Raw genomic sequence first — 12,129 nt, 5'->3', positions numbered from 1 at the left:
GGGTACTTTAAAGGACGCCGATGGTTATGTCAATGTGACTTGCCCTGTACTAATAGACAATCACTTAAAACCCGGTAAGGTTCTGAAGATTAAGGTATTTCATCGTCGTACTTTTTGCACCAACCGGAACATCAGTGACATATCCCAGTACAACACCGAATTCTGTTCCGTTATAGCCTGCAACTATCAGATCGTACGTCCCCTCTTCAAGAAATGGGATGACAAAGGTCATGTCATCATTAACCTTTGCACTGTTAATGCTATCTGAAAATAACAGGTTATTTGCACTTACCTGGCTCAGATCAAACGTGTTAACCCTGTAGGCATAAATAACAAGATCAGAGTAACTGTTTATCCCCTGGACAGAGCCTTTGATATCCCCGGCCTGATTGTTAACTATGAGCCTGATCGTTGGTTTGAGTATATACCTTTCATTGCCGGCAATTTTGGTCCCTGTTTTGGTGAGTGATTTTCTCAGGTCGAAATCAGCGGTAATATCAACGCTTCCATTGATTGGAACAGTAAATGTCCCGGTTGCTTTATATCCGGTATTTACTCCACTGGGTATAAATAAAGGTTTCTTTTCACCACTAGTAAGTTCGACATAACATCCACTGTTTTCTGATGTTATTTGATCCGAGCCCCCGGTATCCAGGACAAACCTGATCTGACCATACTCTCCGGCAGGCAACGTTGAATTACCAAGGAGGGCAGATTTCCCTTCTCGCAGCTGCGATAAATTATAGGTCATAGGATGATCCAAAACTTTCCAAGTTACCCATTGTCCGTTATGATTGACCTCTATTCCCGACACAGTAACGTAAACACCGGAAATATCCAGAGAATCCACCGGGGCATCGGTGATATTAATCCGCAACCGACCTTCTTCAGTGCTACTAAATTGATACATGTTCTGGCAACCCACCAAAAATAACAAAGCCAGGAAGACAAGAAACAGACCCGGTTCTTTATAATGAAACATACAATACTCTCCTTTATTATGATTTATTTTATTGATACAAATGGAATCAAAATAAGTTCCTGGAAAAATCAATGAGTTAGAGAGATTTCAATATTTCCTGCACGGTTTTATCTTTGGTTATTTTGTAGAGAGTTGCTAGTATTTTTTTCGCTTGGACAGGCTGTTTGGCTTTTATGTAACTATGCCCTAACAAATAATATGCTTCTATATAGGTGCTGTCTTCTTTTAGTACTTCGTTAAAACAATCTATAGCCTTCGCATATTCTTTTTCTTTGTGATATGAGAACCCTAACCAGAAGAGAGTTTCTGAGTTTTTCCCATTGCTGAGGAGTATTCTATGCAGGTATTTCCGGGCACTGGCATACTGATCTTTGTTTATGCAGGTTTGCGCTTCGGACAGTAAATACGAGACATAAGAAGAATTCTTATTGGGAAACTGGTTTCCGATAGGTAATGAATAGGACACACCCAGGAATGAGACCTTATTGGCATAGCGATTGTCATCATCTGTCGAATTATCAACACTAAAAATATATCCGGCCTTTAGCATAAAATTATGCCAGAAGCTGTAATCTATCTGGTAGCTTTGTACACTGATTTCGTCATGCCTTCGAGGGGATGGATAATCCAGAAACTCAAGATCTATTTTTGATGTGAACGACAGCTCGTTTGATGGATAGAATACTGCCGTCACGTTATATCCATGTCCTTTGCTGGCATATGACTCCGTTCTTGAGGTATTGTTTATCAGCTTCGTTCCCACGGCACCCATAAGCCAAGGAAATAACTGCCAGGTGAAAGTACCATAATATTCGTTCGAAATTAAACTTTCATTGGAGTCATAGAATGTGTTTTTGTAATTAAACGATAGGGCTAATGCAGAATAGGGCCCTAACTGGTAATATAGGGTTGGGTCCATAGACATCTGGAGGTAATCATGCTGAGAATAGAGGGAGTCTTTATTCAACCCGGAAGCAAAAGAAATACCAGCTTTCATTTCCGGCGCAAGCAAATATTCTCCATATATTTCCAGATTATTTGAACGTTGAAAACTATTACCTTTTTGCACCAAACAAGAATATAAATAGGTTCCTTCCAGGTAAATATCCGGATTAAGATAAGAAGCCAAAACTATAGAGAACTCGGTCCTTGACGGAATTCCGGAGGTTATATTGCGGGAAGCCATATAGGTTGTGCTGTTAGCTCCGCTGTCTAGGATCAAGGCAGGTTTAATGAGTACATCCGGATATATTGATATAGGAATAATGAGAATAAGGAAAATACAAGACAAGAAAGCAATTCTATTCATTGTTTGAGAAAAATCCCGAGAGCTGTATCGTCCCTTTTGCGGATATGGCACGTCAGCTCTCTATTACTCTATCATATCCTGTGAGACCTAACGAAGTCTACGGCTGTGTACAGTGATTGCTCGTGGTTTGATTTCCCGGTCTGATTTATTCCTTACCTCTTTCGGCCTCCCTACCCGAGTTTCGCCCTTTTCGCTTCGTTCCATGACCCGGTCCATCTTTCTCAGCTGATCTTTGGTCATTACTTTTCTCATATCCATAATCGCATCCACTTTTTTCTCCAAGAGATCGTCTCGCAATTCGTTCAGTGTTTTGGTAAACATTTTTATTTTTTCCTTGTCAGGTTCGGCGCTCGTCATCTCCTTCTTAAGTATTTGTTCATTTTCTGATATTTTAGTTTTAAGTGATTCCATTGTTCTTGTATGTTCTAACTGCTGATCTCTGAGTTTTTTTACCTGAGGATGTGTCAAATCCAGTTTGTCGATCAGATTTTCAACCGAGGCATAAAGCGTTGATCCATACAAAACTATTATAATAATAAAAATAAAAAGTAGTTTCATGATTATTCCCTCCTATAATTTTATACAATCGACCGACTAAAAAGTTCCCGGCAACTTTACATCTTCTACTAAAGGTTCATCTGTATAGGTAGACTGCATCAGATCATTGATATATAAGTTCGTTTCTTTATACATAATAAGTTCTTTTGTTCCTGTGAATAATGCAAAGACAACCAGAGCAAGACTGGCTGCCAAAGCAAAACCTTTTTTGGTCCTAAATGAAAATAACTCTTGAATATACTGAAAGTAGTTCTTTGACTGCTCTCTCGATTCCAATGTTGTCCTTACCCTCTCCCATATTTCTGCTGGATGATTATCCAAGGTTATGGATTTCAGCTCAGGACGTATATACCCGTTATAAAGAATACTGTCTCGCTTCTTGAATTTCATATTGGCCCACCTCCTTTATATAGCTATCGAGAAGCTGTTTTCTTCCCCGGTTTATTCTCGACCTGACTGTCCCTATGTTTACACAAAGCTGTTCTGCAATTTCCTCATATGACAGGTCTTCGATATCCCGCAAAATTACACAAATCCTATATTCCGGCTTAAGCTGCTTTAATGCTTTTTGTATAGGGGGAATATCTTCTTCAACCACATATTCACTAGTATCTGAGCTATGATGAAAAAATAGCTGAGGTAATCTGATAAAAAAAGACCGTTTTTTGTTCAAATAATTAATAGCGTGGTTCGTCGCTATACGATAAAGCCATGTCGTGAACTTGTTACCCGGAACATACACTTTCCGGTTTTCATAGATTTTCACATAAATATCATGAGTAAGATCTTTCGTTTCCTCACGGTCCAGAACCATTTTATAGATGATAGAGTATACGTACCCTTGTGTCAGGTCATAGATAGTTTTGAAGGCATCAGAGTCGCCTTGCTGAAATGCTCGGATAACATGTAGCTCAGGCTCGATATTCATAAAATGTCCACCTTTATAGATAATACAAATTACCGCTAAAAATAGTTCCCGTTACTTGGAACTATTTTGTCGGATATTTAGAAAATATTTTGGAGAAATTATTGCGGGTTGATGATTTACTTCTAATTTCATAGGATTTATCGTGAATATGGCAAACGAAAACATCAGCTTATTTCAGCTCACCATTCGGTTCTTTTTAATATCGAGGGATTATTTCTTTAAATGTTTTATTTCTTGTTGGAGTTTTAGTATCTGTGCATTGCACTTCGTTGATTCATCAAACTTTTCTTTTTGTAATTGCATTATTTTAACTTGCAACTCAGATAATTTATCAGTTAGATCTCTTGCAATGACATGCAAATTGTTATCATTAGGGTATAATCTTATCAGATCGGTTGCTACTTGAAGTAAGGCCATTAATTCTTTTTTCATACTTTAATTTTATAATAATTTTTTGTATTTATCAAATAGTTCTTTACCTAATTTTGTCAATTACTTTGATCCCAGCAAGTGTTTAGCTGGAATTCACACATATTTATAGCTATGGCTCCCTGATAATGATATTAAGGGATGACATGCGATTGCCCTGCTGCACTATCCTGACACTTCAAATCGGGAATAGTTCGATTCTATGCAGGCAAAAAAACGTTCTTAAAAAAAAACTGCGATATACCGGCTTATTCTTCATAAAAACCTGAAAGTTTGTTCGCTCAAGTCGAGCTGGTAGAATTTTATTGATTATAAAGGTCAAATTAATTACATTTATGTAGATATATCCATGTTAAAAATACTAATTTGTATAACTTTCATATATCGATGCAATACCAGATTGCCACTCAATATCGATTTACCCTAACAAAAAAGCATTTACAACAACCTGGCACAAAATTTGTTATATATCATATATGGAATTCAGCATAGCACGTTGTTTTTCTATATTTTCTTGCAAACATAACTATTCGATTCTTCAATGTGGTTTTTTTTAAGATTTCCGAGAGTAATTATAGCTATTTCTGTATGTTCAGTTAAATTAAGAGCACAACAAAATATTGACTTAAATATCGATTAAAAAGGAGATTTCAGGGATGTTGAATTATATAAAGGGCTTGAGGATAAAGGATCAACTGTTGCTTACTATCGGCATATTTTCACTGGCGTTTCTGGTATTCGGGATATATTCATATACTACACTGAACAAGGTAAAGGTTAACGGTCCTATCTATACAAACATTGTACTGGGAAAAGATCTAATAGCCGATATCCTGCCTCCTCCGGAATATATTATCGAAGCCTATCTTGTCGTACTTGAAATGCTAAATAATAATGACGAGGAAGAATTAAAAATCCTGTTGGAAAAAAGCAAGCAATTGAAGATAGATTATGATGTCAGGCATGAATACTGGATAAATAAAGATAGATATTCTTTCTGGACTAATCCGTTTGCGCCTAAAGAAATGAAAGATGATATGGTGCTTCATGCGTATGATCCGGCAATTGAATTCTTTAGTATTCGGGACAGTAAGTTTATTCCGGCTATCCTTGAAGGAAATAAAGACAGAGCTTCTGAACTGGCAATGGGTATCCTAAAGAAAAAATACCAGGAGCATCGCGGGTACGTCGATAAAGTCGTCGCAGCAGCTACTGACATGAACAGCAAGCTGGAAAAAGACACAACAGGCATTATATCTCAGCGTACCTTCTTACTAATCACTATCGCAGTAGCCGGTTTTCTAGTTACGATAATATTTGCATTGATTATAATAAGTTCTTTGTCGGCACCTATCAATACGATCGTAGAAGCACTGAAGAAGATATCAAGAGGCGAACTGGATGTAATCCTTGACGGCAAAAACAATAATGAAGTAGGCCAGATAAACACGAGTATCAATACCATGGTTGGAGATTTAAAGAACCTTATCAAAAACGTTAAGGAGCTTGCCTTAACCATTACCGAAAAGTTCCAGGATCTATCCACAATGCACCGGGAAAGCGCAACAGGGGTAGAGCAGATAACCCTGGCAATCACTTCAGTAGCCGAATCAGCAGGTAGACAGGTTACTGATCTCAGTTACGTTAAGGCTGATCTTGGCGAGAAAATGGGAATTATCAATAAGGTCGCACAGGGTGCGGATAAGCAGGTGGCAGATATCAGCAAGGCTGTTAAAAATATAAATGAAAATAACGAAGCTATTTCCGGCCTCTATAACGAAGCGAAAAAAGAAAGTGACGAAATAAAGAACGCAAAAATGATCACTGAACAAATGGCCCGCGCCATAGAGCAGGTCTCGATAGAAGCCAACAACGTTTCGCAGAACTCCGAAAAAACAGCCCGCATCGCCGCTAACGGCGAAACAATTGTTATAAATGCCGTTAATAGTATTAACAACATAAAAGAAACTGTTATGAACACGGCAGACAAAATAAACCTTCTTGGTGAAAGCTCTACACAAATCGGCGAGATCGTCGAAGTGATTAATGACATAGCGGGCCAAACCAACCTGCTTGCCCTTAATGCTGCAATAGAAGCGGCCAGGGCAGGTGAGCAGGGCCGTGGTTTTGCGGTCGTTGCCGATGAAGTACGAAAGCTTGCCGAAAGATCAACAAAAGCGACCAAAGAAATAGCAGCAATAATCAAAAACATCCAAAGTATAACTGTCGAAACTGTTAAATCCATGGAAACAGGTACACTTGAAGTCAAAAAAGGATCGGAGCTTGCCAGCCAGGCCAGGGAAGAGCTGACAAAGATAATTCATGCGGTAACGGATACTGTCCAGCAGATACAGAGTATTTCAGCTGCTGCGGAAGAAATAAACGCTTCCAGCGGAGAGACAGTAAATAGTATTAATAACATTGCCCAAACAGTTGAGAAGACGCTGGTATCAGTAACGAAAGCTGTTGGCAATACGGAAAGTATGGTCAACTCTTTCAATGAGATCAAGAAAGTCGCAGATAACAATAAAGAACTATCAAATGCCATGAGAAGCGGTCACGAAAATTCTATCAAAAAGGTGGATAATGTAGTGAATCTGGCAGAAGACAACTCCTCAACGGCAGAAGAAGTCAACGCGTCATCCGAAGAGATCACCGCGGTTACTCTAGGTATTAATGAGATGATAGCTAATATCCGGAATCTGGCGATTAACCTAACGGATAACGTCTCGCAGTTCAAACTATAACGGAAAAGACTGTCAGGATTTATTCTATGATGGAAACTGAGAGATTGTCCTCAGTAAGTACGTACCTAGAGTTATCGACAAAAGAAAGGGCAAAGAAAAGCTGGGAACTCGCCCAAAAAGCCTGAGAAAACCATGTCAAAAACCATGAAATTTACTAGAAGAAACAGCAATAAAACAGAATAAAATAAAACAACCGAGTCAGATTATCTCGATAGCTTTGAGATAATCCGACTCAGCCCATTAGAAATTCTTACTTTTTTTCACCACTTAAATCAAAGCCATCTTCCTGCCATTTTTTGACGCCACCTTTTAGAAAATAAAAATCGGTTTTATCATGCTTCTTGAGGTAATAGTATAACCAGCCAACCTGTTTTCCTACGTTATCAACAACAAGAAACTTAGAATCAGGAATTGCCTTTGCATTACCTTTGTTCATCAAATCAACAATTTTATCAAAAGTAATAACCTTAACCTTTGGCATCGTAATTTTTCCGAAGTCTGCCTGAGAGAAAGGCTCTCTTAAATCAATAAGTTCATATCCCTCATCCTTATATTTTTTCAGAAAGGCCTCGGTGCCTAAATAAACACTCTTTGATGCACTCTGTATCTGATTAAAGTTTTTAAGAGATGCGGCGGTAAAAGGCTTACCCCAAAACAATGCCTCGTCCGAATTTGATTTTATCCAATCAAATATACCGTCATCGTAGACATAAGAATTGGTATACCCAAAACTTAGAGCTTTTTTATCTGCCTCATAGCTTTTTGGACAGGTAATACCATTGCAATAGAAAACAATAATCTTCTTATTTGAAGCTTTAACAATCTTATCAAGCCCTGACTTTGTTATCTTCTCTGCAGGGTAGAAGACTGCATTTTTTATTCTTACAACATCATATTCACTTTCAAAACGGGCATCAATAATCAGGGCATCATCATATGCCTTAATTAATTCAGCAGTACTGATAGGTTTGCAATCCGGGAAAGTTTTTCTTAACGGATAACTCTCTTCAGCCATTACAGCGGTACTCAATAAAACAACAAAACTACATATCATTAATAATTTTTTAATCATGCGTATTACCTCCCATTAACATTTGTAATTATTTTTCCAATCCCTACCTTGCTTTGCATCATTCTCTCAGAAATTTGCAGCAAAATAGATAATGACTCATAACGATTAATCCCTATTTATTTTCACCTCCATTCACAATCAGACAGTAAAAATACCTACTTGTTTCGATAATTCAGTAGATATTACTGATAGATCGTTCATTTGTTTATGAATATCTTTCATTTTATCACCAATTTCTTCCATCGAAGCATTAGTTGAGGTTGCATAATCCGAGTTATCTTTTGAAATGTTCAAAATATATCCAAGTTTATCATTAACATGCAAATCTTTTTCTTTAAGTTCATTAATCATGGTTTTACTTTGTTCCGAAAAAGTTCTCGTTTCAGTAATGGATTCCTTCAATTTGGCGAAATTAGTTACTACATCGCTCATTGTATTAACATTTTTATCAACAATGTTGCAAACATGATCAGTCATTTCCGTTACATCGGATGTCGAAGCTGACAGTTCTTCCGATGCTGCAGAAATATTTTGTACTTGTGCAGTAATGCTATTCACTCCCTCAACAATATTAACAAAAGCTTCTTTGGTTTGATTTGCCATTTCCACTTCTTTTTTTACACTGTTACTGACATTACTGAAGTAATCTGTAACTTTTTGTATTTCTCCCTGGGTTATCTTTATGAGATCGGAAATATTTTTTGTAGCTTTAACAGCTTTTTCCGCCAGTTTTCTTACCTCATCGGCTACGACAGCAAATCCACGGCCATGCTCACCGGCTCTGGCAGCTTCTATCGCAGCATTAAGAGCCAACAGATTAGTTTGTCCTGAAATATCATCAATAACTTCAACTATCTGAATAATTTTTGATGATTGTTCCCCCAGATTATGTACTTTTTCTCCTGCTTCAAGCATATTACGATGTATCTGTGTAAGTCCTTCCAATGTATCAGATAGTACGTTTTTTCCGTCCTGTGCGATATTGGAGGTATTAACAGCGGCCTGAGCTGCATTGGTAGAATCGGCACTGATCTGCTTTATTGCCATGATCATATTGTTTACAATAGCCCTCATTTCGAACAATTCTTTCTTCTCGATGTGAGAAGAATCATTAATCTGATTTACAATAGTATTGTTATTATTTATATTATCTTCTGATTGTTTCATTAACCTGACCTGCTGATCAGTACCGATGTAAACATTTCCCGCCACGTCCAGTATCTCTTTCATCTCATCCAGTACTTCGTTAATGTTTCTGACCTGATTTTCAGCAGCTTTGGAAACATTGGTTATGTTATTATTAATTTCATCAGTATTATCAGTTATTTCCTGAATTTTATTATTGCTCTGGATTATTAGCTCGTTAGTGGCAGCAGATGCAGTAATCGATAGTTTTAATACTTCCTGCAATTTCTGCGTCATTTCATTAAGCAGTCTGGCGGTAATATCCAAGTCATCAGGAATACGGCTGCTGATTGTTACCTGAGTAGTTAAGTTGCCTGCGCCAATCTGTTCAAATGATTTATTAATAATTGCTAGTTTTTGAGATATATCCAGTGAAATCTTTCTGCTTAGAACTTGTGAAAGAATAACTGCCAGCACAGAAATAACAATAAAGATAATTAAACTATTAACATTCATTTTTTTACTGCTTTGATATAAAACAAATGTATTCTTAATGTATTTTTCGAATGTTATGTCGCTTACCTTATCTACCGAATCAAACGCTGTTTTTAATTTATTACTGGCATCTTCTTTTAAATAAGACTTACTCATCTCGGTTATCGCTTTAATGTCAGATTCTAGCTTTTGCCATTCAACCAGAAATAAACGCTGAATATTCTGCAGTGATTCCTTGTTCAAATCAATTTTGGATAGATCAGTCACAGTATTGTTATTCTTTGTAACAACTTTCAATTTGGAGATATATAGATCATTTATTTGTCTGGTCAGCGAGTCGATTTCGTTTTCTATAGCAGTAAGGCGTTCCTCATCACTTTCCGCAACATGATAATAGAGTTTTCCTTTTATTGTTTCTATATGAAATCTCAGCTGCGACCATTCCTTCATTGGTAACACCGAATCGTTGTATATCGTTCCCATTGAACGTTCCATAGTACTAAGGATAAAAACAGATAAAATTGCAATAACAATCAAAAAACCGCAAATCACATTAGCAATTACCGCTATTTTCGCTTTAATTGAAAAAAAGCTCAGATTATAAAACATAGTCGCACTTCCTCCCCAATATATTTAAATAAAGCCCTGAGACAAACCAGAGAATTTCCGTCATTAATTATTCTTGCACCTATGATCCTTAACACCAACTACAGTGCTGGCTAGAAATATACATAATTCTGTTTTTCACTGCTTTTTTAAGATATCCCATAGGCACTGCTACGACCAAAACTTATGCCCAAAAATCAGTTCATCATATTCTTATGTGTTTTGTATATAAACTGGAGAAATTAGCAAACATTATTTTAATGCAATATATTAGCGAGAAATCTGTAATAACGAATAATTCTACGGTATCCCTCATCTAAAAACACCCTAAACCTCTATAATTTAATTATAGCAAACAGGTATATTTAATGCAAAAATATTATTGCTAACGAGAGAAATACAACCGCTAATAATAATTTATTAATCCATAGATGCTGCTTAAACAGCTTCTCTATCTGCCCGATAGATAACCCATAATAGACTAAAAGAAAAACAAGTATAAGCGGAATGATAAAGGCAAAATTGTATAAGCAAAGGTAGAACAAAGCATTATAAAAATAAGCTTTTTCTTTAATTAAATACATGATGGTCGGGAAATAGATTTGACCGGTACATGCCAGTTCTATCGAAGAAATAGCCATCCCTAGGAAAAACGAAAATACCACGAGATGTTTATGCTTGACTGAGATTCTTATATACTCATGTATTTTAAGTTTATACGACTTAGGCAGTTGCAATAGCAAATCATTCTTTTTCTTGAATAGAAGAACAAAAACGTCATAAACAGAAAGCGCAAACAGGACCAGCATAACAATACCGAGTATAAGCTTCAGATAATCAATCTGGTCCAACACATTCTCAAAAAACCTGACAAACACCCCGTACAACCCGATACCAATAAAAAAATATAAAGTAAATACTCCCAGTGTAAAAAAAATCCCGCTGTATAAAATATTTTTCCTGCTGATCTTCTGGACTGATAAATAGGATATAAGAAAAATTATAGTAGCAAAAGCGCAAGGATTAATTCCATCAATCAAACCGGCAGCAGCAATAAGATAAATTTTGAATTGCTTCAATTCTTTTACTGCAGCTTCCTGTATTGCACTATCGGAAGGTTGATAGAGCCTCACTCGATCTGAACCTTTTTTCAATAGATGCTTTAGTTCGTTCTCAATACGATTATCACCAAACAGGATATTGGCTTCGCCAACGATAACAGGCAACAATTTTCCATCCAGATTTTTGTCTTTAAGCAAAAAACTGAGCATTTCATAATTAACAGGGTTATCCAGCGCAAAAAACTCTACATATGTTTTTTTATTTAATTTTTTTGAAATTTCAGGGATAGTATCATAAATCAATTTTTTACATTTGGCGCAGTTACGAGTAGAAAAAACTGCGACAACATCCGTATAGCCATCCGGAGGAAATATTTCCCTGGCAAATAGTATTGACTTGTTTCTCGGTGAATTAGCAAAAACTTGCCCCAGTTCTTCACCGCACATGCAATCATCTGCCTGATTATCTGTCACAGCACCAAGGGGTAAGGCAAACGAAAAAAATATAAAAAACAGGATTAAGGTTGCGCGTAAATTTCTCAAAATAGAACATCCTCATTATTTCGTCATTATTTATAGGAAATATTAAAGTATAGCATTACGATAAATTTATAACAACTTTTCAACAAGCGAAATTCACTGTCAAAGAAGGTCAATCACATTTAAAATTCAACTACCGTTTCTCCAGACCAAGAAAATAGTCCCCAAATACTTCGATTCAGCCGAGAAAAAGAATATGATAAGGAAAAAGATGCGTCATTGGATCTAAATAGAAATGTCTTTTACAACATGAGTGAGTATCGTATAAGCTGACCTA

At 36.7% G+C, this 12,129-nt stretch carries 10 protein-coding genes; 1 reads left to right on the top strand and 9 read right to left on the bottom strand.

The features are described 5' to 3' along the window. Positions 1-64: 64 nt before the first annotated feature. The 6 genes from DKM50_08325 to DKM50_08300 form a co-directional block, all read right to left on the bottom strand. Positions 65-982, bottom strand: coding sequence for a DUF4382 domain-containing protein (locus DKM50_08325; protein PZM79601.1), 918 nt, complete (start codon positions 980-982; stop codon positions 65-67). Positions 983-1,058: 76 nt separating this feature from the next. Next, positions 1,059-2,291 carry a hypothetical protein gene (locus DKM50_08320; protein PZM79600.1) on the bottom strand — a complete coding sequence of 411 codons (1,233 nt, stop codon included), beginning with the start codon at positions 2,289-2,291 and terminating at the stop codon, positions 1,059-1,061. 87 nt (positions 2,292-2,378) lie between these two features. Next, entirely contained in the window at positions 2,379-2,849 is a 471-nt protein-coding gene (locus tag DKM50_08315; GenBank protein PZM79599.1) for a hypothetical protein, read from the bottom strand. Positions 2,850-2,885: 36 nt separating this feature from the next. Next, positions 2,886-3,239 carry a hypothetical protein gene (locus tag DKM50_08310; GenBank protein PZM79598.1) on the bottom strand — a complete coding sequence of 118 codons (354 nt, stop codon included), beginning with the start codon at positions 3,237-3,239 and terminating at the stop codon, positions 2,886-2,888. Continuing rightward, entirely contained in the window at positions 3,205-3,777 is a 573-nt protein-coding gene (locus DKM50_08305; GenBank protein PZM79597.1) for a hypothetical protein, read from the bottom strand. The genes DKM50_08310 and DKM50_08305 overlap by 35 nt, the downstream gene beginning before the upstream one ends. 210 nt (positions 3,778-3,987) lie before the next feature. Further along, positions 3,988-4,194: a hypothetical protein gene (locus DKM50_08300; GenBank protein PZM79596.1), complete on the bottom strand. Its 207-nt coding sequence runs from the start codon at positions 4,192-4,194 to the stop codon at positions 3,988-3,990. A gap of 668 nt (positions 4,195-4,862) precedes the next feature. Between DKM50_08300 and DKM50_08295 the strand changes: the two genes are divergently transcribed. Continuing rightward, positions 4,863-6,953 carry a hypothetical protein gene (locus tag DKM50_08295; GenBank protein ID PZM79595.1) on the top strand — a complete coding sequence of 697 codons (2,091 nt, stop codon included), beginning with the start codon at positions 4,863-4,865 and terminating at the stop codon, positions 6,951-6,953. A gap of 250 nt (positions 6,954-7,203) precedes the next feature. Here the strand turns inward: DKM50_08295 and DKM50_08290 are convergent, their stop codons facing one another. The 3 genes from DKM50_08290 to DKM50_08280 form a co-directional block, all read right to left on the bottom strand. Then, on the bottom strand, positions 7,204-8,025 hold the full coding sequence (locus tag DKM50_08290) for a hypothetical protein (GenBank protein PZM79594.1): 822 nt from the start codon (positions 8,023-8,025) through the stop codon (positions 7,204-7,206). Between the two features lie 138 nt (positions 8,026-8,163). After that, positions 8,164-10,254, bottom strand: coding sequence for a hypothetical protein (locus DKM50_08285; protein PZM79593.1), 2,091 nt, complete (start codon positions 10,252-10,254; stop codon positions 8,164-8,166). Between the two features lie 362 nt (positions 10,255-10,616). Then, a complete protein-coding gene (locus DKM50_08280) occupies positions 10,617-11,855 on the bottom strand; it encodes a hypothetical protein (protein PZM79592.1) in 1,239 nt (412 codons plus the stop codon). Positions 11,856-12,129: the final 274 nt, after the last annotated feature.

This window comes from Candidatus Margulisiibacteriota bacterium (assembly GCA_003242895.1).
Lineage (GTDB): Bacteria > Margulisbacteria > Riflemargulisbacteria > GWF2-39-127 > GWF2-39-127 > GWF2-39-127.
Note: the sequence above shows the minus strand (reverse complement) of the source record. Positions and strands in the feature narration are given on the sequence as shown.